This is a genomic window from Arthrobacter sp. YAF17, from assembly GCF_052113365.1.
Taxonomy (GTDB): domain Bacteria; phylum Actinomycetota; class Actinomycetes; order Actinomycetales; family Micrococcaceae; genus Arthrobacter.
Genome location: NZ_JBFRDB010000016.1, coordinates 56,896 through 83,276, shown reverse-complemented (window position 1 = coordinate 83,276; position 26,381 = coordinate 56,896). Strand labels below are relative to the sequence as shown.

The window sequence follows — 26,381 nt, the reverse complement described above, 5'->3', positions numbered from 1 at the left end:
GTCGCGGTTGCGCCAAAGGGGCTGCGGGGCTACGGAACCGCCGGGCAGATTATGAAGTGTATGTTTCATAATCGCAAGGTACTCCCCGCCGGAACTTAGTGTCAAGCACTTCTTTCATAGTTTGGCGGTGCTCGGTAGACTGGTGGTGTGAATGCAGAAACCCCAATGGCGGAGGCGCCGGTCCCTCCGGCCACCAAGCGCCGGCAGCGCCCGGAAAAGAACGTGGAGATCACCGACCCGAAGGCGATCCGGGCGTTGGCCCATGCTGCCCGGCTGGAAGTCATCTCCGAACTGTATTCAACCCAGGTGAGCCGGACCGCCACCGAACTCGCCGCGCAGACCGGCCTCACGCCGAGCGCCATGAGTTATCACCTGCGCGCGCTGCAGAAGTGGGGCATCGTGGTGCCGGCCGCCACGGCCGGCGATGCCCGGGAACGCCGCTGGAAAGCCGCCGGCACCGACTTCACGATTAAATCGGGCGGAGGTGTCGCGAGCCCCGAGTTCGCGGTGCTGGACCTGGAACTGGACGCCTACCGCCGGCGCGTCAACGCCTACGCCAAGACCCGGGACGAGCGGCGCCAGCGCGGCGAAGCCGGGGACGGCCCCTCCTCCGTGGTGCTTGCCAGCAGCCTGCTCTACCTGACCCCGGCGCAGCGGGCCGAGCTGAACAGCCGGCTCTTCGACCTGCTCCGGGACTACGAGCTGGAGGACCCGGACCACGTCCCCGAAGGTGCAGAGCGGATGGCGACCATGTGGTCGATGATCCCGGATGACCGCGGGAGGGCTCTGGCCGGCCCGTCCGGTACCCCCGCCTGAGGCCGTCCCGGCTGCGGTGGCCGCGCCCGGCAGATGGGGGAGAGGCGCAGGGCACATTACGTCCGGGAGCCTTGTCCGGAGGCCCGTGATTACAGGCTGGATGCGCGGGAATCGGCAAAATATGGTGAACTAGGCGGGTATGGGCGCATCTGCCCGAGAAACCTTTTTCTGTAGGAGCACCGTGCCAAGCAAGGCCAAAACCGGTAAGAAACTCGTGATTGTGGAGTCTCCCGCCAAGAGCAAGACCATCGCCAAGTACCTCGGCGAGGGCTTCATTGTTGAGGCCTCCATTGGTCACATCCGCGACCTTCCGCAGCCTTCGGAGCTGCCGGCGGATCTGAAGAAGACCTCGGTGGGCAAGTTCGCCGTCGACATTGATAACGACTTCAAGCCGTACTACGTGGTGTCCCCGGACAAGAAGAAGAAGGTCGCCGAACTCAAGGCCCAGCTCAAAGACGCCGACGCTGTCTATCTCGCAACCGATGGGGACCGCGAGGGCGAGGCCATCGCGTGGCACCTGCTGGAAGTGCTCAAGCCCAAGGTGCCGGTCTACCGGATGACCTTCGGTGAAATCACCAAGGAAGCCATCCACCGCGCCATGGACAACCTGCGCGACGTCGACCAGGACCTGGTGGACGCGCAGGAAACCCGCCGCGTGCTGGACCGCCTCTACGGCTACGAGATCTCCCCGGTGCTGTGGCGCAAGGTGGCCCGCGGCCTCTCGGCCGGGCGCGTGCAGTCCGTTGTGACCCGCATGGTGGTGGACCGCGAACGTGAGCGGATGGCCTTCAAAGCGGCCTCCTACTGGGACCTGACGGGCCAGTTCGGCGCCGGGTCCGGCTCCTTCAAAGCGAAGCTGGCCATGGTCGACGGCGCCAAGGTCGCCAGCGGCCGCGACTTCAACGACAACGGCGAGCTGACCTCCCGCAACGCTGTGCACCTCAACGAGGAACTCGCCACCTCGCTTGCCGCCGGCCTGCAGGACGCCGATTTCCGCGTCCGCTCCGTCGACACCAAGCCGTACACCCGCCGCCCGGCCGCGCCGTTCACCACCTCGACGCTGCAGCAGGAGGCTGGCCGCAAGCTGCGCTTCTCCTCGAAGAGCACCATGCAGGTGGCCCAGCGACTGTACGAAAACGGCTACATCACCTATATGCGTACGGACTCCTCCGCGCTGAGCAACGAGGCCGTCACGGCCGCGCGGCGCCAGGCCTCCGAGCTGTACGGCCCGGAGTACGTCCCCGCGTCCCCGCGCGTCTACAGCGGCAAGGCAGCCAACGCGCAGGAGGCCCACGAGGCCATCCGTCCCGCCGGTGACTCCTTCCGCACGCCGGCCCAGGTGGCCAAGCAGCTCTCCGGCGACGAGTTCCGCCTCTACGAACTGATCTGGAAGCGCACCGTCGCCTCGCAGATGGCCGATGCCAAGGGCTCCACCGCCACCATCCGCCTCGGCGCTATTGCTACCGACCGCCGCGACGCCGAATTCTCGGCCTCCGGCACCGTCATCACGTTCCCCGGCTTCCTCGCCGCCTACGAAGAAGGCAAGGACGAAAGCCGCGGGGATGAGGACTCCGAAGAAGCACGCCGGCTGCCCAACGTGGCCAAGGACGACGCACTCACCGCGTCGGAAATTGTCGCCGTCGGGCACGAGACCTCCCCGCCGCCGCGCTTCACGGAAGCGTCACTGACCGCCGAGCTGGAAAAGAAGGGCATCGGACGCCCGTCCACCTACGCGTCCACCATCTCCACCATCCAGGACCGGGGCTACGTCCGGAAGCAGGGTTCGGCGCTCGTCCCGAGCTGGATCGCATTCTCCGTGATCCGGCTGCTGGAACAGCACTTCCATGATTACGTGGACTACGAGTTCACGGCCGACATGGAAGCGGACCTGGACAAGATCGCCAACGGCCAGGCGGCCGGGCCCGCCTGGCTGAAGCACTTCTACTTCGGCGAGGATTCCAATCCCGGGCTGCTGAGCATCGTCAACAACCTCGGCGAGATCGACGCCCGCGAAATCAACTCGATTCCCATCACCGACGGCATCACGCTGCGGGTCGGGAAGTTCGGCCCGTACCTGGAGAGCTCCATCCCGACCGTCGATCCGAAGACCGGCGAGGTGGTGGAGGCCGCCCGCGCCAACGTCCCCGAGGACCTGGCCCCGGACGAGCTCACCGCGGCCAAAGCCATTGAGCTGATGGAAACTGCCGCGCCCGAAGAGCGCGTGCTCGGCGCGGACCCGCACACCGGACACACCGTCGTCGCCAAGAACGGCCGCTACGGCGCCTACGTCACCGAAATTATCCCGGAGATGACCGAGGAACAGCTCGCCAGCCAGCCGGTGGAGTACTACAAGAACGGCAAGCCCAAACCGCCGAAGAAGCCCGTGAAGGCCAAGCCCCGCACCGGGTCCCTGTTCGCATCGATGGCCGTGGACACCATCACCCTGGACGAGGCCCTGCAGCTCATGAGCCTGCCCCGGGTGCTCGGCCAGGACGCCGAGGGCAATCCGATCACGGTGCAGAACGGCCGCTTCGGCCCGTACCTGAAGAAGGGCACGGACTCGCGGTCCATCGGCTCGGAAGAGGAAATCTTCACGATCACGCTCGAGCAGGCGCTGGAGATCTACTCCCAGCCGAAGCAGCGCGGCGCCCGCGCCGCCGTCCCGCCGCTGGCGGAATTCGGCCCCGACCCGGTCTCGGAGAAGAACATCGTGGTGAAGGAAGGCCGGTTCGGCCCGTACATCACCGACGGCGTCACCAACATCACCGTGCCGCGCTCCACCGCGCTGGAGGAGCTGACCCGGGAACAGGCCGTCGAACTCCTCGCCGAGAAGCGCGCCAAGGGTCCGGTCAAGCGCACGACGACGGCCCGCAAGGCCCCGGCCCGCAAGGCTGCCGCCAAGAAGTAGGATCGCCGGAAGCTTCCGGCGACTTCGCGGGTTTCCGGCGATTTCGCGTTTGCGGACCCGGGCGCAACGTGATCGAGTAGAGACATGACTGAACAGCCCGCCCACTTGGACCTCCAGCCCCTGAACGACCTCGAAGAGAAGCTTGCCGTGGGGGAGCAGCCGGACGCCAACCCCGTTGACGTCATCCTCGCGTTCCTCAACAACGAGGTCTACATCGTCAGCTCCGATGCACTCGAGGGGGCCGATGCCCAGGTCGAGCCGCTGGTGCTGGCCAACTCCTCCGGGAATCCCGTCCTGGCCGTGTTCTCCCACCCGAGCCGCGTCGCCGAGCAGTACCTGGAAGCCGCGCCCAACGTGCTCGGCACCCAGGGCGCCGCGATCCTCGGCAACCTCGGCGACGATCTCGGCATGGTCATCAATCCCGGTGCCGCCTTCGGCTTCGAGATCGATCCGGAAGGCGTGGCGAACATCCGCCGCGACTTCAAGCCCGCCGAGGAGCCGGATGATGCCTCCCAGGACGGCCAGGCCTAACCGGGTCCTCCGTACGCGGCCCCGTTAGGCGGGCCGCGTCCCCGGGGGAATAATGGCACTATGCGTCTTGGCGTCCTTGATATCGGATCAAACACTGTCCACCTGCTGCTCGTGGACGCCCATCCCGGCGCGCGCCCTGTGCCGTTCGCCTCGCACAAACGCCCGCTGTCCCTCGTGCAGTTCCTCGAGAGCGACGGCAGCATCAACGACGACGGCCAGCACGAGCTGATCGAGTTCGTCCTCGAAGCGTGGGAATTCGCGGCCAAGCACAAAGCCGAGGACCTGCTGGCGTTTTGTACCTCCGCGATCCGCGAGGCCACCAACGGTCCTGCCGTGCTGGCCCGGGTCAAGCATGAGACCACTGTGACGCTCCAGGAACTGACCGGCAGCGAAGAGGCCTCCATGACGTTCTTCGCCGTCCGCCGCTGGTACGGGTGGGGCGCCGGTCCCATCCTGAACCTGGACATCGGCGGCGGCTCCTTCGAAATGGCCTACGGCGAGGACGAACTCCCCGAACTGGCGACGTCAGTACCGCTCGGGGCGAGCCGGCTCACCCGGGACTGGCTCCAGGAAGACCCGCCGTCGGCCAAGAGCGTCAAGGAACTCCGCCGCTACATCCGGACCACGCTCAAGCCGGTCGTCCGTGACTTTGAGAAGCTGGGCAAGGCGAACCACGTGGCAGGCACCTCCAAGACCTTCCGCTCGCTGGCCCGCATCGCAGGGGCCGCGCCCAGCGCCGCCGGCCCCTACGTCAAAAGGGAACTGTTCTCGACGGATCTGGGTCTCTGGGCGCAGCGCATCTCGGCCATGGAGGTGGAGGACCGGCTCAACCTGCCGGGGGTCTCCGAAGCCCGCGCTCCCCAACTGCTCGCCGGCGCTCTCGTGGCCGAGGCCGCCCTCGAAATGTTCGAGTTCCCCAGCATGGAGATCTGCCCCTGGGCGCTCCGCGAGGGACTGATCCTCCGCCGGCTGGACCAGCTGGTCTTCGAAGGGCCGCTGGGGCCCGCGCCCCACGTGACCGGGACCGGCCACCCCCCTGTGCTGCAGTCGCCCGACGGAGACGAGGCGGAACCAACCCAGGCCGCACCGGCCGACACCCGGTAAAAGGCCCCCGGCTGCCGGGTCGCCCCGGGTGGCGTGTCGATCCGGACGCCCGCCGTTCGTCTAGAAGGTGAGAGGCCGGTACGGAGCCGGCCCAATCGTCAAGGAGGACACCACCATGGCACAGTACCTGCTCAGCGTTTACCAGCCCGTCGGCCCCGCACCGGCCCCGGAATTCCTGGAGCCCATCATGCGGGACCTCGAGGCCCTGAACCGCGAAATGAAGACCGCCGGTGCCTGGGTGTTCGCGGCCGGCCTGCACCCTGCAGGGTCCTCCACTGTCGTGCGGCAGCAAGGCACCGAGGTGCTCATCACAGACGGTCCCTTCGCCGAGGCGAAGGAGCACCTCGGAGGATTCACCGTCATCGAAGCATCCGACCTCGACGCCGCCCTCGGCTGGGCCGGCAAGCTTGCCCGCGCCACCACCCTCCCCATCGAAGTGCGACCCGTCCAGCACTAGGCACCCGGGAACGGTTCGCGCAACCATGCCACGAGTACCGACGCCGGAACCCGGCGGGACACCGGAGACGGACATCGCCCGTGTCTTCCGGCAGGAATACGGGCGGGCGGTGGCAGTCCTGACCCGTGTCCTCGGGGACATCGATGCCGCCGAGGACGCCGTCCAGGATGCCTTCACGCTCGCCGTCCGGCACTGGCCGTCATCGGGCATCCCGCCAAGCCCGGCAGGCTGGATCATCACCACGGCCCGGAACCGGGCCGTCGACCGGCTGCGCCGGGAAGCCGGACGCGGGGACAAACAGCGCAACGCCGCGCAGCTGCAGGCGGCCCGCTCGCCGGCAGTGCCGACACCCGAGGAAATCGTGATCACTGAACTCACAAGGGAGGGCACGGTGGACGACGACAGGCTGCGGCTGATATTCACCTGCTGCCACCCGGCCCTGGCCACAAACGTCCAGGTGGCACTGACCCTGCGGCTGCTGGGCGGACTCACGACGGCGGAAATCGCCCATGCCTTCCTGGTGCCGGAATCCACCATGGCCCAGCGCCTTGTCCGGGCCAAAGCCAAGATCCGGGATGCCAGGATCCCGTACAAAGTGCCGCGCGGGGCGGAACTTCCGGGACGGCTGCAACCGGTGCTGGCCGTGGTGTACCTCATCTTCAACGAGGGCTACAGTTCCAGCTCCGGCGGCCCGCCGATCCGCGAGGACCTCTGCCGCGAAGCGGTCCGGCTGGGCCGCCTGCTCGTCGCGCTGATGCCGGACGAACCCGAAGCCAACGGACTGCTGGCCCTGATGCTGCTGACCGAATCACGACGCGCCGCGCGGGAAGCCGGCGGCGGCGTGGTCCTCCTGGCCGACCAGGACCGGCGGCTGTGGGACCGGACCCTGATCGCCGAAGGGCAGGAACTGGTGCGTCAATGCCTGCGGCGGAACCAGCCGGGACCGTACCAGCTGCAGGCCGCGATCAACGCCGTCCACAGCGACGCGAACGACGCCGCAGCAACAGACTGGCGGCGGATCCTCTGGCTCTATGACCAGCTCACCGACGCCGCGCCCGGACCCGTCGTGGCCCTCAACCGGGCGGTGGCGCTTGCCGAGGTCGAGGGTCCCGAACCTGCCCTGCTCCTCGTCGACGCGCTCGGGCTCGACAGCTACAGCCTGTTCCACGCCGTGCGTGCCGATTTGCTGGTCCGGCTGGGCCGCCGGGCTGAGGCCGGCGCGGCGTACCGCGCCGCGCTGGAGCTGGTCCGAAATACTGCCGACCGGAATTTCCTGGAAGCCCGCCTGCGGGCCCTCGGGCCGGGACCGGCCGTTTAACGACGAAGGCACCGGCCGTCCGCTGCGGGAAAATGGGGGGAAACCCGCTGCAGACCACCGGTGCCGGGCAGACATCCGCATGCCTGCCGCATCACTCGCACCCTCAATGAGGTAACTACTACGTTAGCCACGGAGTTTGTGAAGACCCTGACCCAAGGATGTGAGCTGGCTGTGAATCGGGGCGGACTGCAATGATGGGGGGATGAGCAACCGAATCGCATTCCTGGGCTGTGGATCAATGAACGAGGCCATTATGGGCGGCCTGATCGCGGGCGGCGCCGACCCGGCGGACATCGTCGCCACGGTCCGCCGCGCAGAACGCGCCGACGAACTCGCCAAACGGCATCACGGCATCACGGCGATCGCCGGCGAGGAAGAGCCGGAGAACAACAAACAGGCGGCCACCGGCGCCGGCGTCGTGATCCTGGGCGTCAAGCCCGTGGGCATAGCGGATCTGGCACGTGAGATCGGCGATTCGCTGGCACCGGACGCGATCGTCATCAGCGTCGCCGCAGCTGTGTCGCTGGAGCAGCTGGAAGCCGCGCTGCCGGCCGGCCAGCCGGTGATCCGGACCATGCCGAACACCCCCGCGAAGCTGGGCCGCGGCGTCGTGTCCGTGTCCCCGGGGACCCACTGCTCCGCCGCGCAGCTCCAGCTGGCCAAGGACGTCCTCGCTGCCGCGGGCACCGTCGTCGAAATCCCCGAGCACCAGGTCGACGCACTGTCCGCGATCAGCGGCTCCGGCCCGGCGTACGCGTTCTACCTGGCCGAAGCCATGGCCGACGCCGGCGTCGAACTGGGACTCGACCGTGACCTGTCCCTGCTGATTGCGCGTGAAACCGTCGCCGGAGCCGGCTTCATGCTGGCTGAGCCGGGCGCTGATCCGACGGCGTTGCGTAAGGCCGTCACCAGCCCCAACGGCACCACTGAACGCGCCATCGCCACCTTTGATGAGCGCGGCCTCCCCGCGATCATTGCCGGCGGCGCCAGCGCCGCCGCAGCGAGGGCCGCGGAGATCACCAGGCAGCTCGGCTAGCCCAACCCGGGCGAAGGCATGACGCAGACCGGACCGGATGGCAGGATGGGACCCATGGAACTGCACATCACAGGGGATCCCGCGGCGGACAAACTACTCGGCGACGACGCGTTCGCCCTGCTCACCGGCATGCTGCTTGACCAGCAGGTGACCATGGAGTCGGCCTTTGCCGGTCCTGAAAAGATCCGGACGCGCATCGGATCCATGGACCCCGCAGCGATCGCCGGCTACGATCCGCAGGCGTTCGTCGAGATGTTCAAAGAACGCCCGGCCGTCCACCGGTTCCCCGGATCAATGGCCGGCCGCGTCCAGGCCCTCGCCGAGACGGTGCACGGCGACTGGAACGGTGACGCCGCTGCCATCTGGACACAGGGCGACCCCGACGGGCAGGAAGTGCTGCGCCGGCTCAAGGCGCTGCCGGGATTCGGCGAACAAAAGGCGAAGATCTTCCTGGCGCTGCTGGGAAAGCAGTGTGGACTCCAAGCCGAAGGCTGGCGCGAGGCCGCCGGCCACTACGGGCAGGAGAACGCCTTCCTGTCCGTCGCCGACATTGTGGATCCGGAGTCGCTGAGCAAGGTGCGCGCCAGCAAGCAGGCCGCCAAGGCCGCCGCGAAGGCGGCGAAGACCGCCGGTCCCTGATCCTGCGGTAGCTAAAGCCAGCGACGCCGGGAAGAACGCGCCCGACGGCGGAGGAAACCTAGTGTGTGGAGGTCGGGACCGTGAAGGAACAGCCGGCAGGACGACTCCTTTCCCTCTGGACTGCCACCGGAGGAGCCGCCACCTACGCGTCCCTGGACGAGGACGCTGCCGCATCCCTGGGCGTGGATGTTGCCGTGATCGGCGGCGGCATCGCGGGCCTGACTGCCGCCCTGGCCCTGAAACGGGCGGGCCGGACGGTGGCCGTGCTGGAGGCGGCGCGGGTGGGTACCGGCGTCACGGGAAACACGACGGGCAAGGTCACCTCACTGCACCGGCTTGCCTACACGGACCTTGCGGCCCGCCACGGCGTCGGCACCGCCGCCACCTACGGGCAGGCCAACGAGGCAGCCATTGAACACATTGCGGACGTCGTGGCGGCGGAAGGGATCGACTGCGGCTTCCGGCGGGTGGCCAATTACACCTACGCCGAATCCGTGTCCGCGCTTGCACTGGTCCGGGAGGAAGCGGCGCTGGCGGGACGGCTCGGGCTGCCGGCATCCTTCACGGATGACGTGCCGCTGCCGTTCGCGGTCAGGGGCGCCGTCCGTTTCGACGGGCAGGCCCAGATCCACGCGCTCAGGTACGTGCAGGGACTGGCCCGGGCAGTGGACGGGGATGGCAGCTTCGTCTTTGAGGAGTCGCCTGCTACGGGTTTCCGGGACGGCTCTCCGGCCGTGGTGGACACGGAGCGGGGATCAGTCCGGGCGCGGGACATCATTGTGGCAACGAACATGCCTTTCGGGGACAACGGACACTTCGCCGGGCGATGCTACGCGCACCGCTCGTATCTCGTCGCCGGACGCAGCGCAGTTCCCCCGCTGGATGCAACCTTCGTCAGCGTCGATGAACCGATGCGCTCCATCCTGACCGTCGAGGTCGAGGGCACCAGCTACGTGCTGGCCGGCGGTGAAGGACACCCGGCTGCCGAAAGCGTTGACTCCGCCGAGCGGTACGGTCGGCTCGCGGCCTTTGCCCGCGACCGCCTGGACGCAGGGGAGATCGCCTTCCGCTGGTCCACCCAGGACGCCATGCCGGCCGATGGGCTGCCCTACGTGGGCCTCATGGCTCCGGAATTCCGGCATGTCCACGTGATCACCGGCCTCCGCAAATGGGGCCTCACCAACGGCACGGCCGCTGCCTTGATCCTCCGGGACACGCTGTGCGGGACCGCTAACCCGTGGGCCGCGGTTTTTGACAGCACCAGGAGCGGTGAAGCATTGCGTGCGGCGCCGTCGCGACCGGCGGAGCGGATGCCCCCGGCCGGCGCTGCCCCGGCGGAAGTAGCTCCGGGAGAGATAGCTCCGGGCGCGGGGAAAGTGGTGGACGTCAAAGGGGCTAAGACTGCCGTGTACGTCAGTCCCGCGGGGGACGTCCAGGCGGTCTCGGCCATCTGCACGCACCTTGGCTGCACCGTCGAATTCAATCCGGCGGACGTGACCTGGGACTGCCCCTGCCACGGCTCCCGTTTCAGCACTGACGGCACGGTTATCCAGGGGCCGGCCACGAGGAACCTGGCCCCCGGCCCGGACCCGGACGCCACCGCCCCCGGAAGCGCCTAGTAACGGCCGCCGCCACCGGCGCTACGGCCGGGCGGCGAACCTCTCCAGCAGGTCGACGTGCCCGGAAACGATGAGCATGTCCCGCGAGGACACCTTCGTTTCCGGCCGGGCGTAGGTGAAGTCCTCGCCCGGGGACTTGACGCCCACGATCGTGACGCCGTACTTGGACCGGACCTTGGACTCGTCCAGCGTGAAGCCCACGGTTTCACGGGGCGGATACATCTTCACGATCGCGAAGTCGTCGTCGAACTCGATGAAGTCCAGCATCCGGCCGGAGACCAGGTGCGCGGCGCGGACGCCGGCGTCGGCCTCCGGGTAGATCACATGGTTGGCGCCGATCCGGGTCAGGATCTTGCCGTGCGAGGGCGTGATCGCCTTGACCCAGAGGTGCTCGATGCCGAGGTCCACAAGGTTCACCGTGATCAGCACCGAGGACTCGATCGAGGTGCCCACACCGACGACGGCGGAGCTGAACTCCTGCGCGCCGAGCTGGCGGAGGGCATCGATGTTGGTGGCGTCGGCCTCCACCACGTGGGTCAGGACGCTGGACCACTTCTGGACCAGGCTCCGGTCCCTTTCGATCGCGAGCACCTCACGGCCCTGTTTGACCAACTGCTCTGCGGTGGACGCGCCGAAGCGGCCCAGCCCGATCACCAGCACGGGGGCGTTGTGGGCTGGGCGGTTGACTGCGCCTGAGGAACTAGCCAATGATGGGTCTCTCTTCCGGGTAGTGGTACAGCTGGCTGCGCTGGCGCAGGGCCAGGGCGGCGGCGAGGGTGACGGTGCCGACGCGCCCGGCGAACATCAGGGCGCTCAGGACGTAAACGCCCGACGGCGGCAGCTCGGCACTCAGGTTCGTGCTGAGGCCGACCGTGGCGAAGGCGGAAATCGTTTCAAACAGCACCCGGTCCAGGGACGCGCCGCTGATGTGGAGCAGCAGCATGGCCGACACTGCGACGAGCGTGGCGCCGGCGACGATGACCGAGATGGCGACCCGCATGGTGCCTTCGGGGATGGTGCGCCCGTAGACCTTCACATCGGAGTCGCCGCGGGCCTCGGCCGCGATAGCCAGGAACATCACCGCGATGGTGGTGACCTTGATGCCGCCCGCCGTCGAGGCCGAACCGCCGCCGGCGAACATCAGGGCGTCGGTCAGGAGCATGGTGGTGGAGTCCATCTGGTTCTGGTCCACCAGGTTGAAGCCGCCGGACCGGGTCATCACGGACGCGAAGAGTGAATGAATGACCTTGTCCGCCACGGTCATTTCGCCGATGGTCCGCACGTTTTCCCACTCCATCAGCCCCCACAGCACGGTCCCGCCCACGAGCAGGATCAGCGAGACCTGGATGGTCAGCTTGGTGTGCAGGTTCCACTTCTTCCAGTTCAGACCGTTCTGCTGCAGCACCATCACCACCGGGAACCCCAGGCTGCCCAGGAAGACGCCCAGCATCAGCGGGACCAGGATCCACAAGTCGGTCTCGTAGGGCACGATGCCGTCCGAGTGCGGCGTGAAGCCGGCGTTGTTGAACGCGGAAATCGAGTAGAACACCCCGTGCCAGACAGCCTGGCCGAAGCTTTCGCCCAGCAGCAGGAACCGCGGGATCAGCGCCAGAGCCAGCGCTGCCTCGATGACCACGGACGTCACAATGACGATCCGCAGCAGGGTGCCCACTTCGCCGAGCCGGCCGGCGTTCATGGCTTCCTGTGCGATCAGCTTGCCGCGCACACCCAGCTTCTTGCTCACCATGAGGGCCAGCAGCGAGGCCAGCGTCAGGGTGCCCAGGCCGCCCACGAAAATGCCGACCAGGATGACGAGTTGGCCGAAGAAGGACCAGTGCACGGCCGTGGACACCACGGTCAGGCCCGTGACGCAGACCGCCGAAACCGCGGTGAACAGGGACTGGTACAGCGGGGTGAACTCACCCGCGGCTGAGGACACCGGCAGGGACAACAAAGCGGTGAACACCAGGATCACCATGCCGAACGCGGTCAGTGCCAGCCGGGCAGGGGAGGTATTGGCGATGTTGTCGATGAAGTCGCGAAGGCTTGTGAAGATCCACAGGCCCTCCCGCTCCGGAATGCCGGGGTGCCAGCTGGCCGGGCTCTTGGACCTCGACTGGCTTTGCGTCATGTGTGACATTTCCTTGCTAGAAACTGTTTCCATCAGTAGTAAACCACTAAACCCCGCGCAATGACCGGGGAGCGGGGTTCCGCGCTCGGGTAGCCTGTGATTGATGACATACCTGCCGGGGCTCACACAGGCCGCACTGCCGACGACGGTTGTGTGGGACCCTGCCATGACCGCCTACAACTTTGGCCACGGCCACCCGATGGCCCCGGAGCGGATGGAACTCACCGCCAGGCTGGCGGGAAGCCTCGGCCTGCTGGATCTGGACCACGTTACTGTCTCGGCCCCGGACGTCGCCAGCGACGCGGAGCTGTGCACGGTCCACAGCCCGGACTTCGTCGCCGCCGTGCGGCGGGTGAGCGCGGATCCGGGGACCCCGGACCTGGAGCGCGGGCTCGGTACCGAGGATGACCCGGCTTTCGCCGGCATGCACGAGGCCAGTGCCCGGCTGGCCGGCGGCTCCCTCCTGGCCGCCGCCGCCATCCTGGACGGCACCGCCGTCCGGGCCGTGAACTTCGGCGGGGGCATGCACCACGCGGCCCGAGAACGCGCGAGCGGTTTCTGTATCTACAACGACGCGGCCCTCGCCATCCAGCGGCTGCTCGACGGCGGTGTGCAGCGCGTGGTGTATATCGACATCGACGCCCATCACGGCGACGGAACCCAGAGCATCTTCTGGGACGATCCGCGCGTGCTGACCATTTCCCTGCACGAGACGGGGCTGACCCTGTTCCCGGGCACCGGGTACGCCAACGAGATCGGCGGGCCCAACGCGCAGGGCAGCGCCGTGAACGTGGCCCTGCCGGCCGGGACCGGGGACGGCGGCTGGCTCCGGGCCTTCCACGCCGTCGTGCCGCAGCTCGTGGGGGCATTCGAGCCGGAGGTCATCGTGAGCCAGCACGGCTGCGACTCCCACCGGCTGGATCCGCTGACGCACCTCAACATCAGCGTCGACGGCCAGCGGGAGGCCGCCACCGCCATCGGCAATCTCGCGGCCCGGTACTGCGACAACCGCTGGATCTCCACGGGCGGCGGGGGCTACAACGTCGTCACCGTGGTGCCGAGGTCGTGGAGTCACCTGATCGCGATCGCCGCGGGGCGCCCTGTCCCGCTCCGCACACCCGTCCCGGAGGACTGGCGAAGCTATGTGAAGGACACCTACGGGTCAAAATACGGGGTGGACGCACCGGAAATGATGGGCGACGACGTCGACCTCTGGTGGCGCTCCTGGGAAGTCGGCTTCGATCCGAACGACGAAGTGGACCGGACAGTGATGGCCACCCGCAAGGAAGTCTTTCCGCTCTACGGACTGGACCCCTGGTTCGACTAGCCCGCTGCTGCGGTTAACCCGCTGCGGACGGTTCGGGGCTGGGCTTCTCGGTCTGGAACACCACCCCGGCGGCGCCGATGATCCAGCCCAGCAGCGAGAGCGAGAACGCCCCGATCAGGTCGGAAGAGGCGGTGCCCTTCACCAGCCACACACCAAGCACCAGCAGCCCGATCGCGAGGTACACCATCAATGCCGTGATGACCCGGCCGGAGAGCTTGGTGGTGATCCCCCCGGCGTCGAAGACACCGGCCTGGGCCTTCCCCGCGGCCTCCCCGCTGCGTTGCTCCTCCCGGCGCACTTCGGCGATGGTGAAACCGAGGGCGGAGGCGGTCAGCGAACTCAGCGAGGTGGACAGCGCCCCTGCGGCGCAGACGACGGCGCCGTTCAGCTGGGGCGGGGTGCCCGGTATCTCCGGGACGAACACCCAGACCTGAATCAGGACGTTGCCCCAGACGATCACGAACAGGGCCAGGAACACCGCAGCGATGATGTTGAACAGCTGCTTCCGGAAGAAGTCCCCCATGGTCGTCCACTCCTCTGGGTCGGTGGGCTGCGGCCTCACCTGCCGGGCAGGCGGTGTGTCCGTTCTAGCACCGCCCCCGGTGCGGGGCAATGCCCGGCGGGTACCAGCGGCGGCGGCAATTGGTGGATGCCATCCGGCGTATATGTCGCTAGTGTGGAGGGCATGGTGACAGACGACGTATTTGCCGTCATTGCTGAGGCAACCCGGCGTGACATTCTGGTGTCCCTCCGCAAGGGGGACAAAGCAGTGGGGGAGCTGGTCCAGGAGCTCGAGGCCAGCCAGCCCACCATTTCCAAGCATCTCAAGGTACTCCGCGAAGCGGACCTGGTGAGCATGCGCGCCCAGGGCCAGAAGCGCTACTACACGCTCAATCCCAAGCCGCTGGCCGGGATCGCCAGTTGGCTGGAGACATTCGACGTCGGCGCTTCCGCTGCGGCGCCGGCGATGTCAGCTGCGCCGTCACCGGCCCGGACGCCGGACCACCGGCTCCAGACCGTCCCGGACACCCTGGCCGAGGCCGCCACCTCCGCGCCCGAACCTGCCCCACAGCCCGCCGCGGCGCTCGCCGGACGGGCCGCGGGCAGCCCGCTGAGTCCCGCCGTCGTTCTCCCGGTCGGCACGGCAGGCGAGGACAAAATGCCCCAGCAGATCGGCCGTACCGTCGGCCGGGCCGCCACCAAGGCCGCCGACCTCCTGGCCAATCTGCCGAAGTTCGGCCGTAAGAAGTAACCGTCCCGTTTGTGTTCCCCGTCACCCCATTCCTGTCACACGGGGCAATTACCGGCGCCCGAATGGATATCGCTTCCGGCCCGGTGCAACCATGGAAAGGCTTGTTTTGTCGCGCCCGACGAGGGGCGCTGAAGTTTGAGGAGTTGCAATGGACGCACGGCTTGAAGCCATAAGGGACACGGTGCTGGCACGGAATCCCGGCGAAGGGGAGTTCCACCAGGCCGTCACCGAGGTCTTCGAAAGCCTCGGCCCGGTGCACGACCGGCACCCGGAGTTCCTTGAAGGCGCCATCCTCGAACGGCTCTGCGAGCCCGAACGGCAGATCATCTTCCGGGTCCCGTGGGTCGACGACGCCGGGCGCTTCCAGATCAACCGGGGCTTCCGGGTGGAGTTCAACTCGGCCCTCGGGCCCTTCAAGGGCGGCCTGCGGTTCCACCCCTCGGTGAACCTGGGCATCGTTAAGTTCCTCGGCTTCGAGCAGATCTTCAAGAACGCCCTGACCGGCATGCCGATCGGCGGCGGCAAGGGCGGCTCCGACTTCGACCCCCGCGGGCGCTCGGACGCCGAGATCATGCGCTTCTGCCAGTCCTTCATGACCGAGCTGTACCGCCACATCGGCGAGTACACGGACGTCCCGGCCGGGGACATCGGCGTCGGCGGCCGCGAAATCGGCTACCTCTTCGGACAATACAAGCGGATCACCAACCGCTACGAATCCGGCGTCCTCACCGGCAAAGGCATCTCCTGGGGCGGCTCACTGGTGCGTCCCGAAGCCACCGGCTACGGCACCGTGATCTTTGCCGAGGAAATGCTCAAGACCCGCGGCCTCTCCTTCGACGGGCAGCGCGTGGTGGTCTCCGGCTCCGGCAACGTCGCGATCAACGCGATTGCCAAGGCCCAGACCCTCGGCGCCACGGTCGTGGCCTGCTCCGACTCCTCCGGCTACATTGTGGATGAGGCCGGGATCGACGTCGCCCTGCTGCGCCAGATCAAGGAGGTCGAGCGCGGTCGGCTCAAGGACTACGAAGCCCGGCGTTCCGCCGTCACGTACGTCGACGGCGGCTCCGTCTGGGACCTTGACGCGACCGTCGCGCTGCCGTGCGCGACGCAGAACGAGCTCGACGGCGCCGCCGCCGCCCGGCTGGTCCGCCACGGGCTGCTGGCGGTGGGTGAGGGCGCCAACATGCCCTCGACCCGTGACGCCGTCGCGGTCTTCCAGGAAGCGGGCATCCTGTTCGGCCCGGGCAAGGCCGCCAACGCGGGAGGCGTGGCAACGTCCGCGCTGGAAATGCAGCAGAACGCCAGCCGCGACTCCTGGTCCTTCGCGCACACCGAGGAACGGCTCACGGAGATCATGGTTGGAATCCATGACCGCTGCGCCGCCACCGCCGACGAGTACGGGGACCCGGGGAACTACGTGCTGGGCGCGAACATCGGCGGCTTCGTGAAGGTGGCCGACGCGATGCTCGCCCAGGGGCTCATCTAGGACTTCCCGCACCCGGTGCGCGCCGAGTTGGCAGTTCGCGGCAATGTCGTCGACGGACACTGCCGCGAACTGCACACTCGCGGAACCGGGAGCCGCGATCCGTCGCTACTTCTTGAGGATCCGCACGTGGTCCGGCGTCAGCTCGGAGATCCGGCTGACGCCCAGCAGGGCCATGGTGCGGAGCATGTCCTTTTCCAGGATCTCGATGGCCCGGTCCACGCCGGCCCTTCCGCCGGCCATCAGCCCGTAGAGGTAGGCGCGGCCAATCAGCGTGAAGTCGGCGCCCAGGGCCAGTGCGGCGATGATGTCCGCGCCGCTCATGATGCCGGTGTCCAGGATGACGGCCGCGTCGCTGTTGTCCGCCCTGAGCGCCGTCGAGACGTCCGGGAGCAGGTGGAACGGGATCGGGGCCCGGTCCAGCTGGCGGCCGCCATGGTTGGAGAGCACAACGCCGTCGGCGCCGTGGTCCACCACGCGGCGGGCGTCGTCGACGGTCTGGATGCCCTTGACCACGAGCTTGCCCTTCCAGGTCTCACGTAGCCAGTCGAGGTCATCGAACGTCAGGGTGGGGTCGAACATCGAGTTGATCAGGTCCGCGACGGTTCCGGTGTAGCGGGAAAGCGACGCGAAGGTCAGCGGCTCATGGGTGAGGAAGTTGAACCACCACGCCGGCCGGTAGGAGGCGTCCAGCACGGTCTTGATCGTCAGCGCCGGGGGGATGGTCATGCCGTTCCGGACGTCGCGCAGCCGGGCGCCGGCGACGGCGGTGTCCACGGTGACCATGAGGGTGTCGTTACCGGCCTTGGCGGCACGCTCGATCAGCTCCAGCGAACGGTCCCGGTCCGTCCACAGGTAGAGCTGGAACCAGTTCCGGCCGTCCGGCGCCGCGGCGGCCACATCCTCGATGGAGGCCGTGCCCATGGTGGAGAGGGTGTACGGGATCCCGGCGGCCGCGGCGGCCTGGGACCCGGCGTATTCACCCTCGGACTGCATCATCCGCGTGAAGCCGGTGGGTGCAATGCCGACCGGGAGTCGCGACGGCTTGCCAAGGATCTCGGTGCCCAGGTCCACGCGGGACACATCGCGCAGAATGCCGGGACGGAACTCGATGTCCAGAAAGGCCTCGCGGGCCCGGCGGAGCGTGATTTCGGCTTCGGCGGCGCCGTCGGTGTAGTCGAACGGAGCCTGCGGCGTTCGGCGCTTCGCCATATCCCGGAGATCCCAGATGGTGCTGGCACGCCGCAGTCTGGCGGCGCGGCTGAACTCCGGCTTCTTGAACTGCATCAGCGGGGCCAGGTCCGAGTACTTGGGAACGCGGCGCTTGAGGGCGGCCGGAACGCTGCCCGGGGTGGCTGCGGCGGAGTGGTGCCCCGCGCCGGTGTCGTCGGCCCGGGTGGGCACCTCGGGGTTGCCGGGTTCGATCGTCTGCGTCATTGCTGCCTCCGGGCAGGTCTCGTGGTCCTGGTGTCGGGACCCCCGGAAGACAAAGCCGCCGGGAGTGTGGTCCAACCACAGTCTAGGCGTGTGGTCCAACCACATCAAGTAGGATGAACCCATGCGTACCCACCAGCTTGTCCTGCAGTGGATCGAGGGCCAGTTCTCCAGCGGTCAGCTCACCCTGGGCGGCCGGCTTCCGGCCGAGCGCGCGCTCGCCGAGCAGCTTCAGGTCTCCCGCACCTCCGTCCGCGAAGCCATCCGCGTCCTGGAGGCCATGGGTGTGCTCCGGGCCGGGGTGGGGTCCGGGCCGGATGCGGGGACCGTTGTCATCGCCGATCCGGCTGCGGCGCTGGGCTCAGCACTCCGGCTGCACGTGGCCACCTCGCACCTGCCCGTCAAGGACATCGTGGAGACGCGCGTACTGCTGGAGTCCTGGGCCGCTTCCCGGGCCCGCCCGGAATCGCCCGCGCTGGCCGAGGCGGCCCGGCTGCTGGAGCAGATGGACAATTGCGCGGAGACGGAGGAGTTCCTGGCGCTGGACGTCCGCTTCCACCTGGCCCTGGCGGATGCCGCCGGCAACGCGGTCGTCAGCGCCATGATGGGCTCCCTGCGCGAAGCCATCCAGGACTATGCCGGCCGGCTCACCAGCAACCTCCCGGACTGGGACGCCACTGCTGCGCGGCTCCGTGCGGAACATCGGGGCATCCTGGCGGCCATCACCAGTCACGACGGCGGCCACGCGGCCCGGCTGGTGGCGGACCACATCGAGGGCTACTACCGGGAAGCCGGTGTCAGGCCTGACGCGAAGGCCTGACCCGCCGTCGAGATGTCATGTAGCGGGGGCGAGGTTCGCGGGGGAGGGGCCGCTGCTGGCCCTGATTTCCAGGCGTGGCTGGTATCGGGTGTCCGGCGTTTCGATCTCTTCCTTGCGGATCAGCGCCCGCAGCTGGTGCCAGGCCTGGCCGCCCAGTTCGGAGATAGGCACGGCGGCGGTGGTCAGGGTGGGCGTGGTGTAGCGGGCGAAGGGGATGTCATCGAAGCCGGTGACGGAAATGTCGCCGGGAACGTTCACGCTCCGTTCATGAAGTCCGCTCATCAGGCCCATGGCAACAAGGTCGTTGAAGGCCAGGATGCCGGTGGCGCCGCTGTCCAGGACTGCGTCCACGGCCTCATGGCCGGTATCGAAGTCCGATCCGCCGTCGAGCATGCTGACCTCCACCTCAGGATGCCTGGCCCTGAACGCCTCCAGGCCCTCGAGCCGGAGCCGGTTGGAGGCACTGCCTGCAGGGCCAGCGAGGAAGGCCAGGCGCGTATGGCCAAGGCCCGTCAGGTACTCGGCGAGGTCCTGCACTCCCTGCCCGTAGTCGACCACGAGGCTGGGAACCCCGGCAGCAGCCGTCGTCCGGTTGATCAGGACCAGCGGGTGCAGCGAGGGTGCGATTTCTTCGAGCTCGGCATCAGTCATGCGCGGGGCGCAGAGCACCAGTCCATCGCATCGGCGGCGGGCCTCGCCGGCCAGGATTGATTCCTCGCTGGGGACCTCGAACGAATCGGCGATCAGGACCCGGTAACCATCCTCGGCCGCAGCCCTGCTCAACCCGCGCAGAATAGCCTGGAACGTGGGGTTGGCAAGGTCCGGCACCACAATGCCGATGGTGTCCGTCTTTCCCAGTGCGAGGCTCCGGCCGACCGGGTTGGGCTGGTACTTAAGTTCGACGGCGGCCGCCCGCACCCGTGTCGCGATCTCCGGGTCCACGGTGAAGTTTCCGTTCATCACGCGCGAAACCGTGGCGTGCGAGACACCCGCTTTCAGGGCAACGTCCGCAATGCCGATCCTGCCAGTGGCAGATTTCCTGGCCATGGGCCCGCCTTTCGTCAGTCCGGGCCCCATAATCACCCGGCGCCCGAGGGAAAGCATACAGCGCTCTCAGAAACCGGTTTCCATTTCCCGGCGGGCCGCGTTGTGGGCAGCGCCGCAAGTGATCCGGGCCGTCGCTAGAAAACGCTTTCTTCCAAATAGCATAAGGCTTGACGGGACAGCGGGTCTATTGATAGAAATCATGTAGCGGCTGCGAGAAAACGCTTTCTCGACAGCCGAGCGAAATCTTCTGCACATCCGCAGCACCGCAGTTGCCAGCTCCAAGCTCCAAGCCATTCCAGAGCACCACCAGCGGCCGCAGCCCGGCCGAGTCTTGACGCCTTCGAAAGGGACCCTCATGGTCAACACAGCCGAATCGAGTTCTGCTACCGCTGCCTTCACACCCGCTCCGCAGACCGGCGACGAAGCCGAAGCCGCTCCGGGGCCGGGCGCACGCACCCGGTCACGCATTTCTTTGATCGGCACCGGCGGACGCTCCGAGATGTACATCCGCGCCATCTTCGGCGACCACGCTGACACCGCAGAACTGGTGGCGTTCTCGGACGTTAACCCCGGCAGGGTCGAGTACTACCAGAAACTCATCCAGGAACTGGGGGCCCCGGGTCCGGTAGCTTCCTTTGACCCCGCCGATCTCACCGCCTTCATCCAAGCCAACAGGATCGACCGCGTTGTCGTCACCACTCCGGACTACACCCACGCCGACTACATCGTGGAGTCACTGGAGGCGGGGGCGGACGTCGTCGTCGAAAAACCCCTCACCATCGACGCCGAGGGCTGCCGCCGCATCACCAAGGCCGTCTCGGAAACCGGCCGCAACGTGGTGGTCACGTTCAACTACCGCTACTCACCGCGCAACAGCGCCCTGAAGGAAATCATCCAGAGCGGCGTGATCGGCAAGGTCACCTCCATCGACTTCAACTGGGTCCTGGACACAGTCCACGGCGCGGACTACTTCCGCCGCTGGCACCGCGAGAAGAAGAACTCCGGCGGCCTGCTGATCCACAAGGCATCCCACCACTTCGACCTCGTCAACTGGTGGCTAAGCGACGTCCCGGAGCGCGTTTTTGCCTCCGGCGGGCTGAAGTTCTACGGCGACCACAACGCGGCCGAGCGCGGACTGGGCCCCCGCCCCGAGCGGGGAACGCCCGACGGCGGCTCTCCCGCCACCGGGGACAAGGATCCGTTTGCGCTGGACCTCCGTGACGATGAGCGCCTCAAAGCCCTCTTCCTCGACAACGAGCACCACGACGGCTACCGCCGGGACCAGGATGTCTTCACCGGCGGCATCACCATCGAAGACAACCTTGCCCTCGTGGTCGAGTACCAGAACGGTCCGCGCCTGAGCTACTCCCTGAACGCGCACAGCCCGTGGGAGGGCTACCGCGTGGCCGTCAACGGCACCGAAGGCCGGGCGGAACTGGAAGTGGTGGAACGTGCCGCCGTCCTCAGCAGTACCGACAAAAAGACCGTGGTGGACCCCTCGGCCACCCCCGTCGAGGAAGAGGACGCCATCCGCCGCAACGGCGAGCGCCTGGTGGTCCAGCGCCACTGGGAGCCGGCGTACGAGGTGCCGATCGTCAACGGCGCAGGCAGCCACGGCGGCGGCGACAAACTCCTCCTGTCAGACCTCTTCAACGGCCCGGGCGAGGACCCGCTGGGCCGGCCGTCCGGCTACCTGGACGGCCTCCGCTCAGTGTCTGTGGGCATCGCCGGCAACCGCTCGCTGGAGTCCTCCGTACCTGTCCGCATCGACGACCTGGATCTCGGCGTCGACCTTCGCCGCGCCTAACGGCCGCCGGGGCAGCGGCCCTTCTGAACCCTAAGGAAACCAATATGAGCAGGATTTTTGTCACCGGCGGCTCCGGCCGGCTGGGCCGCAGCGTCGTGGCCGGGCTCGCCGGGGCCGGTCACCACGTCATCTCGGTGGACCGTGACGCCATCCCGGCGGATCAGCTGCCGGCCGGCGTCGTGCAGGAAACGGGCGATCTGCTGGCACCGGGCGAGGCCATGCGCCTGCTGCGGGAAACCCGGCCCGACGCCGTCATCCACCTTGCCGCGATCGCCGTTCCGTTCAGCGCGCCGGAAGACGTCATCCTCGCCACGAACACCCGTCTCGCCTACGCGGTCATCAGCGCCGCCACGGAGCTCGGGGTCCGCAAGATCGTCACGGCATCCAGCCCCACGGTGCTGGGTTACGGATCGCCGGCCGGCTGGTTGCCGGACAGCTTCCCGCTGGATGAACGCACCACGCCAAAGCCCTGGAACGCCTACGCGCTCTCCAAGCTGATCGCCGAACAGACAGTGCAGATGTTTGCCGCGGCGCAGGGGGAGAAGATCAGGTACGCTGCTTTCCGCCCGTGCTACGTCATCTCGCCTGAGGAATGGGACGGCGCGCCCACTCAGCAGGGCCATACCGTGGCCGAACGCCTCGCCGATCCTGCCCTGTCCGCGCCGGCGTTGTTCAACTACGTGGACGCCCGCGATGTCGCCGATTTCCTGGACGTGCTCCTCCAGAAGATGGACTCCATTCCCAACGGGGAAACCTTCTTTGTCGGAGCTGCAGATGCCCTCGCCACCGTGCCGTTGGCCGGGCTGCTGCCCAGCTTCCTGCCGGGCAGCGGTGCCCTGGCCGGCGGCCTGACCGGCACCAGCCCGGCCTTCGCCGTGACCAAGGCCCGGGACCTGCTCGGCTGGGAACCCAAGCGCAACTGGCGGACCGAACTGAAGACAAGCACCACCCTCAACGACGAGACAACTGCCCTGCTGGTCACAGCCGGATCCAAGGAGACATCATGAAATTCGACGGCGTCCTGTTTTTCCCGGTCACCCCCTTCACGCCGGCAGGCGCCGTTGATGTGGAGCTCCTCAAGGAGCACATCGGCTCCCGGCTCCCCTTCGGACCAGGCGGCGTGTTTCCCGCCTGCGGGACCGGCGAGTTCCATGCCCTGAGCATCGACGAGGTAGCCACCGTGGTGCGCGCCGCCGTCGAGGTTGTGGCCGGGAAGGTACCCGTGGTTGCCGGGGCCGGCGGGCCCCTGGGCCATGCCCTTGCTGCCGCACGGGTGGCCGAGGAAGCCGGTGCCGACGCGCTTCTGGTCCTCCCGCCGTACCTGGTCACCGGACCCACGGACGGCCTGGTGGCCTACATCGAGGCAGTGGCGGACGCCAGCAGCCTCCCGGTGATCGTCTACCACCGCGGCAATGCCAAGTTCACTGCCGCGTCCATGGTCCGCCTCGCCGCCAACCCCAAGGTGATCGGCTTCAAGGACGGGCTCGGCGACGTTGGCCTGGCCCAGGAAATCGTGTCCGCGGTCCGGGGCACCGGACGCGAGGACTTCGCATTCTTCAACGGCCTGCTGACCGCCGAACTGACGCAGGGCGCCTACCGTGGGCTGGGCATCCCGCTCTACTCATCGGCTGCGTTCGCCATGGCGCCGGAGATCGCCACGGCCTACTATGACGCCTACATTTCCGGTGACGAGGACCGCCGCAACGCCCTCCTGGAGGGCTTTTACGCCCCGCTGGTGAGGCTTCGTGACCAGACGCCCGGCTTCGGCGTCTCGCTGGTCAAGGCGGGCCTGCGGCTTGGCGGACTTCCTGTCGGCCCGGTCCGGCCGCCGCTGGTGGATCCCTCCGAGGACCAGCTGGTCCAGCTGAAAGCCATCCTGGCCAAGGGCCACGAGCTGGCCGCCCGCTGATGAGTGCACCCGCCGTCGAAACGGTTCGGGCTGCACCGGTCATCACGGGTCTGACCAGCCGCATCCTGACAGTGCCGCTGCGCCGCAGCTGGGGAGCGGATGCGCCGGAAAACCACGTGATCGTCACGGAGCTCCGGACGGACGACGGCGGCGCGGGCCACGGATTCTCCTGGACCCCCACCATTGGCCCGCAGGCTGTCAAAGCACTGCTCGACTACGACATCGCGCCGTTCATCACGGGGCTGCCCGCGAATCCCGAGACCGTGTGGGACACGTTGTGGAAGCGGCTGCATGAGGCCGGCGGCGGGGGACTGACCACCATCGCCATGGCCGGCGTCGACCTCGCCCTCTGGGACCTGCAGGCCCGCCGGGCCAGTTCATCCGTGACTGGTCTGCTGGGCCAGCGGCAGGACTCCGCCGAAGTGTACGGCTCCGGGGTGAACCTTCACTACACACTGGAGGAACTTGTGGCCCAGACCCAGCGCTGGGTTGCTGCGGGTCACCGGGCGGTCAAGATCAAGGTAGGCAAGCCGGATGTCCGCGAGGATGCCGAGCGGGTGGCGGCCGTTCGGTCCGTGCTTGGCCCGGACCGCAAGCTGATGATTGATGCCAACCAGCGGTGGGACCTTCCCACCACGCTCAAAGCCTTGGACGTGCTCGCGGTGTACGGACTGGAATGGATCGAAGAGCCTCTCCGCGCGGACGATCTTTGGGCGTACCGCCGGCTGCGGAAGCATTCACCCGTGCCCATCGCCCTGGGAGAAAACCTCCACACCGTCTACCGTTTCCGCGATTTCATTGACGCGGAAGCGGTGGACATCATCCAGCCCAATATCATCCGGGTGGGCGGCATCACGCCGTTCCGCCGGATCGTGGAGCTGGCCCGGACCAACAGCATCCGGGTGATGCCCCATCTGCTGCCGGAGCTGTCCGGGCAGCTGGCGCTCACATTGGCCGAAAGTACCTTGGTGGAGGACGTGGAAGATGCATCCTTCGAACAGCTGGGCGTCCTGGCAGGTCCCTCACCGGTGCGCTTCAGCAACAGCCGGCTGACCCTTACGGACCAGCCGGGGCTGGGTTTTCGCTTCACGGAGAACCCGCCGGGCTGAGCACCGCGGCTGACCGCAGCTGGGCTTCACGCGAAACCGATGACCGCAAAGACGACGATTCCCGACGATGAACAGGTAACTCCAGTGACTACTGCAACTCTTTCCCTTTCAGAACTCACGGCTGCCGCCACCCGGGCCGCCGCCATCGCGGGGGCGGCCCCTGACGCCGAGCGCGCAGGCTGGCTCACCGCCGTCGCCGACGCCCTGGACGCCAACGTGACCGAACTGGTGGAGATCGCCGACGCGGAGACCAGTCTCGGCACCGCGCGGCTGACCGGCGAGGTCGCCCGCACGTCCGGGCAGCTGCGGCTCTTCGCCCGCGTGATCACCGAGGGCTCCTACCTGGAGGCAATCATTGATCATGCGGACCCGTCCGCCACCCCGCCCAAGCCGGACCTGCGCCGCATCCTGCGGCCCATCGGTCCCGTGGCCGTTTTCTCGGCCTCCAACTTCCCGTTCGCGTTTTCCGTGGCGGGCGGAGACACGGCGTCCGCCCTGGCAGTGGGCTGTCCGGTGATCGTCAAGGCGCACTCGGGCCACCTGAAGCTGTCCGAGCGGACCGCCGAAGTCGTTACGGAGGCCCTGCGCTCCGCCGGGGCCCCGGACGGGCTGTTTGCGCTGGTCGTCGGCCGGGAGGTGGGCACAGCCCTGGTGCAGGATCCGGCCATCAAGGCTGTCGGCTTCACCGGGTCCATCCCGGGCGGACGGGCGCTGTTTGACCTCGCAGTCTCCCGGCCCGACCCCATTCCGTTTTACGGCGAGTTGGGCAGCCTGAACCCGGTGGTCCTCACCGCGGCGGCGTTGGCCCAGCGGTCCAGCCAGCTGGCGGCAGGGCTCGCAGCCTCGTTTACGATGGGCGCCGGCCAGTTCTGCACCAAGCCCGGCCTGGTGTTCCTCCCGGCCGGGACCGGTTTCGCCGCGGAGCTGGCCGAGGCCAGTAAAGACACGCCGACGGCGGCCATGCTCACCACCCGGATCTCCGATGCCTACCCGGAAGGCCTGCGGAGCGTGGCTTCGCTGCCTGGCGTGCAGATCGTCAGCGGCACCGCGGACCAGGACGCAAGCCGCGACGGTGCTGCGCCCGTGGTGTTCTCGACATCCGCCGCCACTGTCCTGCAGCGCCCGGACGAGCTGCTCGAGGAGTGTTTCGGGCCCACCACGCTGCTGATCGAATACGCCGACCAGGAAGAGCTCTCAGCTGTCCTGGCCAAGGTTCCTGGCAGCCTGACCGCCACCGTCCACCACCAGCCGGGCGAGGACGTCGCTGAGCTCGTGGACCAGCTCTCCGGCCTGGCCGGCAGAGTCCTCTTCGACGGCTGGCCTACCGGCGTGGCAGTGAACTGGGCGCAGCAGCACGGCGGCCCGTACCCGGCCACAACGTCCCTGTTCACCTCGGTGGGGGCGACGGCGGTCCGCCGCTTCCAGCGCCCCGTTGCCTACCAGGATGCTCCCGAAGCCGTGCTGCACCCGGCGCTGCACGACAGCAACCCGCTGGGCATCCCGCGCCGCGTGGACGGCGAGCTGCGCCTCCCCTAGACGCTCTCTCACTTGATGCGGCTTTAGCCGAAAACGCTCTCTCACTTGCTGCCGGGACTCCGGCGGAAACTGAGAGAGCGTTTGGCGTTTCGCGGCAG

The 26,381-nt window shown here is 67.8% G+C and carries 23 protein-coding genes; 18 read left to right on the top strand and 5 right to left on the bottom strand.

Annotated features, from left to right (window positions below):
* Positions 1–147: 147 nt before the first annotated feature.
* From AB4Y67_RS14195 to AB4Y67_RS14155, 9 genes are all read left to right on the top strand, one after another.
* A complete protein-coding gene (locus AB4Y67_RS14195) occupies positions 148–816 on the top strand; it encodes an ArsR/SmtB family transcription factor (RefSeq protein ID WP_441406419.1) in 669 nt (222 codons plus the stop codon).
* 181 nt (positions 817–997) lie between these two features.
* On the top strand, positions 998–3,724 hold the full coding sequence (topA, locus tag AB4Y67_RS14190) for a type I DNA topoisomerase (RefSeq protein ID WP_441406418.1): 2,727 nt from the start codon (positions 998–1,000) through the stop codon (positions 3,722–3,724).
* An 84-nt stretch (positions 3,725–3,808) separates the two neighbouring features.
* Positions 3,809–4,255, top strand: coding sequence for an SseB family protein (locus AB4Y67_RS14185; RefSeq protein ID WP_441406417.1), 447 nt, complete (start codon positions 3,809–3,811; stop codon positions 4,253–4,255).
* Positions 4,256–4,315: 60 nt separating this feature from the next.
* Positions 4,316–5,359 carry a Ppx/GppA phosphatase family protein gene (locus tag AB4Y67_RS14180; RefSeq protein WP_441406416.1) on the top strand — a complete coding sequence of 348 codons (1,044 nt, stop codon included), beginning with the start codon at positions 4,316–4,318 and terminating at the stop codon, positions 5,357–5,359.
* 115 nt (positions 5,360–5,474) lie between these two features.
* Positions 5,475–5,816, top strand: coding sequence for a YciI family protein (locus AB4Y67_RS14175; RefSeq protein ID WP_441406415.1), 342 nt, complete (start codon positions 5,475–5,477; stop codon positions 5,814–5,816).
* Between the two features lie 25 nt (positions 5,817–5,841).
* Positions 5,842–7,134 carry an RNA polymerase sigma factor gene (locus AB4Y67_RS14170; RefSeq protein ID WP_441406414.1) on the top strand — a complete coding sequence of 431 codons (1,293 nt, stop codon included), beginning with the start codon at positions 5,842–5,844 and terminating at the stop codon, positions 7,132–7,134.
* Between the two features lie 202 nt (positions 7,135–7,336).
* Positions 7,337–8,170, top strand: a complete 834-nt coding sequence (gene proC / locus AB4Y67_RS14165) for a pyrroline-5-carboxylate reductase (RefSeq protein ID WP_441406413.1) — start codon at positions 7,337–7,339, stop codon at positions 8,168–8,170.
* Positions 8,171–8,215: 45 nt separating this feature from the next.
* Complete coding sequence (locus AB4Y67_RS14160) at positions 8,216–8,809, top strand: HhH-GPD-type base excision DNA repair protein (RefSeq protein WP_441406479.1); 594 nt, start codon at positions 8,216–8,218, stop codon at positions 8,807–8,809.
* Between the two features lie 80 nt (positions 8,810–8,889).
* Positions 8,890–10,428, top strand: coding sequence for an FAD-dependent oxidoreductase (locus AB4Y67_RS14155; protein ID WP_441406412.1), 1,539 nt, complete (start codon positions 8,890–8,892; stop codon positions 10,426–10,428).
* A 21-nt stretch (positions 10,429–10,449) separates the two neighbouring features.
* Here the strand turns inward: AB4Y67_RS14155 and AB4Y67_RS14150 are convergent, their stop codons facing one another.
* Together AB4Y67_RS14150 and AB4Y67_RS14145 are read right to left on the bottom strand one after the other, a co-directional pair.
* On the bottom strand, positions 10,450–11,088 hold the full coding sequence (locus AB4Y67_RS14150) for a potassium channel family protein (protein ID WP_175558467.1): 639 nt from the start codon (positions 11,086–11,088) through the stop codon (positions 10,450–10,452).
* Positions 11,089–11,128: 40 nt separating this feature from the next.
* Positions 11,129–12,559 carry a TrkH family potassium uptake protein gene (locus tag AB4Y67_RS14145; RefSeq protein WP_441406411.1) on the bottom strand — a complete coding sequence of 477 codons (1,431 nt, stop codon included), beginning with the start codon at positions 12,557–12,559 and terminating at the stop codon, positions 11,129–11,131.
* A gap of 103 nt (positions 12,560–12,662) precedes the next feature.
* Between AB4Y67_RS14145 and AB4Y67_RS14140 the strand changes: the two genes are divergently transcribed.
* Positions 12,663–13,886 (top strand): acetoin utilization protein AcuC, encoded by a 1,224-nt coding sequence (locus AB4Y67_RS14140; RefSeq protein WP_441406410.1) that lies wholly within the window; start codon positions 12,663–12,665, stop codon positions 13,884–13,886.
* A gap of 13 nt (positions 13,887–13,899) precedes the next feature.
* Here AB4Y67_RS14140 and AB4Y67_RS14135 read toward each other — a convergent pair whose 3' ends face one another.
* Positions 13,900–14,409, bottom strand: coding sequence for a hypothetical protein (locus tag AB4Y67_RS14135; protein ID WP_441406409.1), 510 nt, complete (start codon positions 14,407–14,409; stop codon positions 13,900–13,902).
* Between the two features lie 162 nt (positions 14,410–14,571).
* Here AB4Y67_RS14135 and AB4Y67_RS14130 point away from each other — a divergent pair, with 162 nt between their 5' ends.
* Both AB4Y67_RS14130 and gdhA read left to right on the top strand, forming a co-directional pair.
* Positions 14,572–15,138, top strand: coding sequence for an ArsR/SmtB family transcription factor (locus AB4Y67_RS14130; protein ID WP_441406408.1), 567 nt, complete (start codon positions 14,572–14,574; stop codon positions 15,136–15,138).
* A gap of 148 nt (positions 15,139–15,286) precedes the next feature.
* Positions 15,287–16,624 (top strand): NADP-specific glutamate dehydrogenase, encoded by a 1,338-nt coding sequence (gdhA, locus tag AB4Y67_RS14125; protein ID WP_441406407.1) that lies wholly within the window; start codon positions 15,287–15,289, stop codon positions 16,622–16,624.
* 105 nt (positions 16,625–16,729) lie between these two features.
* Here the strand turns inward: gdhA and AB4Y67_RS14120 are convergent, their stop codons facing one another.
* Positions 16,730–18,058, bottom strand: a complete 1,329-nt coding sequence (locus AB4Y67_RS14120) for an alpha-hydroxy acid oxidase (protein WP_441406406.1) — start codon at positions 18,056–18,058, stop codon at positions 16,730–16,732.
* Positions 18,059–18,179: 121 nt separating this feature from the next.
* Between AB4Y67_RS14120 and AB4Y67_RS14115 the strand changes: the two genes are divergently transcribed.
* Entirely contained in the window at positions 18,180–18,875 is a 696-nt protein-coding gene (locus tag AB4Y67_RS14115; protein WP_441406405.1) for a FadR/GntR family transcriptional regulator, read from the top strand.
* A gap of 15 nt (positions 18,876–18,890) precedes the next feature.
* On the opposite strand, the gene AB4Y67_RS14110 is transcribed toward AB4Y67_RS14115, so the two are convergent.
* Complete coding sequence (locus AB4Y67_RS14110; protein WP_441406404.1) at positions 18,891–19,922, bottom strand: LacI family DNA-binding transcriptional regulator; 1,032 nt, start codon at positions 19,920–19,922, stop codon at positions 18,891–18,893.
* A gap of 355 nt (positions 19,923–20,277) precedes the next feature.
* Here AB4Y67_RS14110 and AB4Y67_RS14105 point away from each other — a divergent pair, with 355 nt between their 5' ends.
* The 5 genes from AB4Y67_RS14105 (at position 20,278) to AB4Y67_RS14085 (ending at position 26,283) form a co-directional block, all read left to right on the top strand.
* Positions 20,278–21,729, top strand: a complete 1,452-nt coding sequence (locus AB4Y67_RS14105; protein ID WP_441406403.1) for a Gfo/Idh/MocA family protein — start codon at positions 20,278–20,280, stop codon at positions 21,727–21,729.
* 44 nt (positions 21,730–21,773) lie between these two features.
* Complete coding sequence (locus AB4Y67_RS14100) at positions 21,774–22,736, top strand: NAD-dependent epimerase/dehydratase family protein (RefSeq protein ID WP_441406402.1); 963 nt, start codon at positions 21,774–21,776, stop codon at positions 22,734–22,736.
* Positions 22,733–23,638 carry a 5-dehydro-4-deoxyglucarate dehydratase gene (locus tag AB4Y67_RS14095; protein WP_441406401.1) on the top strand — a complete coding sequence of 302 codons (906 nt, stop codon included), beginning with the start codon at positions 22,733–22,735 and terminating at the stop codon, positions 23,636–23,638. The genes AB4Y67_RS14100 and AB4Y67_RS14095 overlap by 4 nt, the downstream gene beginning before the upstream one ends.
* Complete coding sequence (locus tag AB4Y67_RS14090) at positions 23,638–24,747, top strand: mandelate racemase/muconate lactonizing enzyme family protein (RefSeq protein WP_441406400.1); 1,110 nt, start codon at positions 23,638–23,640, stop codon at positions 24,745–24,747. Before AB4Y67_RS14095 ends, AB4Y67_RS14090 begins: the two co-directional genes overlap by 1 nt.
* An 84-nt stretch (positions 24,748–24,831) precedes the next feature.
* A complete protein-coding gene (locus AB4Y67_RS14085) occupies positions 24,832–26,283 on the top strand; it encodes an aldehyde dehydrogenase (NADP(+)) (RefSeq protein ID WP_441406399.1) in 1,452 nt (483 codons plus the stop codon).
* Positions 26,284–26,381 lie beyond the last annotated feature (98 nt).

What these genes read in the sequence shown, in the direction of transcription:
- proC (WP_441406413.1), top strand. Translation starts at nt 7,337, where the DNA reads ATGAGCAACCGAATCGCATTCCTGGGCTGTGGATCAATGAACGAGGCC.
- AB4Y67_RS14095 (WP_441406401.1), top strand. Translation starts at nt 22,733, where the DNA reads ATGAAATTCGACGGCGTCCTGTTTTTCCCGGTCACCCCCTTCACGCCG.
- AB4Y67_RS14145 (WP_441406411.1), bottom strand. Translation starts at nt 12,559, where the DNA reads ATGACGCAAAGCCAGTCGAGGTCCAAGAGCCCGGCCAGCTGGCACCCC.
- AB4Y67_RS14110 (WP_441406404.1), bottom strand. Translation starts at nt 19,922, where the DNA reads ATGGCCAGGAAATCTGCCACTGGCAGGATCGGCATTGCGGACGTTGCC.
- AB4Y67_RS14105 (WP_441406403.1), top strand. Translation starts at nt 20,278, where the DNA reads ATGGTCAACACAGCCGAATCGAGTTCTGCTACCGCTGCCTTCACACCC.
- AB4Y67_RS14090 (WP_441406400.1), top strand. Translation starts at nt 23,638, where the DNA reads ATGAGTGCACCCGCCGTCGAAACGGTTCGGGCTGCACCGGTCATCACG.
- AB4Y67_RS14185 (WP_441406417.1), top strand. Translation starts at nt 3,809, where the DNA reads ATGACTGAACAGCCCGCCCACTTGGACCTCCAGCCCCTGAACGACCTC.
- AB4Y67_RS14135 (WP_441406409.1), bottom strand. Translation starts at nt 14,409, where the DNA reads ATGGGGGACTTCTTCCGGAAGCAGCTGTTCAACATCATCGCTGCGGTG.
- AB4Y67_RS14175 (WP_441406415.1), top strand. Translation starts at nt 5,475, where the DNA reads ATGGCACAGTACCTGCTCAGCGTTTACCAGCCCGTCGGCCCCGCACCG.
- AB4Y67_RS14170 (WP_441406414.1), top strand. Translation starts at nt 5,842, where the DNA reads ATGCCACGAGTACCGACGCCGGAACCCGGCGGGACACCGGAGACGGAC.
- AB4Y67_RS14160 (WP_441406479.1), top strand. Translation starts at nt 8,216, where the DNA reads ATGGGACCCATGGAACTGCACATCACAGGGGATCCCGCGGCGGACAAA.
- AB4Y67_RS14180 (WP_441406416.1), top strand. Translation starts at nt 4,316, where the DNA reads ATGCGTCTTGGCGTCCTTGATATCGGATCAAACACTGTCCACCTGCTG.
- AB4Y67_RS14140 (WP_441406410.1), top strand. Translation starts at nt 12,663, where the DNA reads ATGACATACCTGCCGGGGCTCACACAGGCCGCACTGCCGACGACGGTT.
- AB4Y67_RS14115 (WP_441406405.1), top strand. Translation starts at nt 18,180, where the DNA reads ATGCGTACCCACCAGCTTGTCCTGCAGTGGATCGAGGGCCAGTTCTCC.
- gdhA (WP_441406407.1), top strand. Translation starts at nt 15,287, where the DNA reads ATGGACGCACGGCTTGAAGCCATAAGGGACACGGTGCTGGCACGGAAT.
- AB4Y67_RS14130 (WP_441406408.1), top strand. Translation starts at nt 14,572, where the DNA reads ATGGTGACAGACGACGTATTTGCCGTCATTGCTGAGGCAACCCGGCGT.
- AB4Y67_RS14120 (WP_441406406.1), bottom strand. Translation starts at nt 18,058, where the DNA reads ATGACGCAGACGATCGAACCCGGCAACCCCGAGGTGCCCACCCGGGCC.
- AB4Y67_RS14100 (WP_441406402.1), top strand. Translation starts at nt 21,774, where the DNA reads ATGAGCAGGATTTTTGTCACCGGCGGCTCCGGCCGGCTGGGCCGCAGC.